The organism is Streptomyces bicolor (assembly GCF_000719285.1).
GTDB lineage: Bacteria > Actinomycetota > Actinomycetes > Streptomycetales > Streptomycetaceae > Streptomyces > Streptomyces bicolor.
Map to the genome: position 1 here is coordinate 1 of NZ_JOFS01000149.1, position 412 is coordinate 412.

Annotated in this window: 1 pseudogene; it reads left to right on the top strand. The window is 64.8% G+C overall.

What is annotated here, in order from left to right:
• Positions 1-412, top strand: a pseudogene (locus IF78_RS47355) (alpha-amylase family glycosyl hydrolase); the annotation flags it as partial.

The following is a 412-nucleotide window of genomic DNA, read 5'->3' on the forward strand; positions in this document are numbered from 1 at the left end:
GGGCATCGACGGCTTCCGGCTGGACGCGGTGCCGTATCTGTACGCGGAGGAGGGCACGAACTGCGAGAACCTGCCCGCGACCCATGAGTTCCTCAAGCGGGTGCGGAAGGAGATCGACGCCCACTACCCGGACACGGTGCTGCTGGCGGAAGCGAACCAGTGGCCGGAGGACGTCGTCGACTATTTCGGCGACTACCAAAGCGGCGGCGACGAATGCCACATGGCCTTCCGAATGCCACATGGCCTTCCACTTCCCGGTCATGCCGCGCATCTTCATGGCCGTGCGGCGAGAATCGCGCTACCCCGTCTCGGAAATCCTCGCCAAGACCCCGGCCATCCCCTCGCGCTGCCAGTGGGGCATCTTCCTGCGCAACCACGACGAGCTGACCCTCGAAATGGTCACCGACGAAGA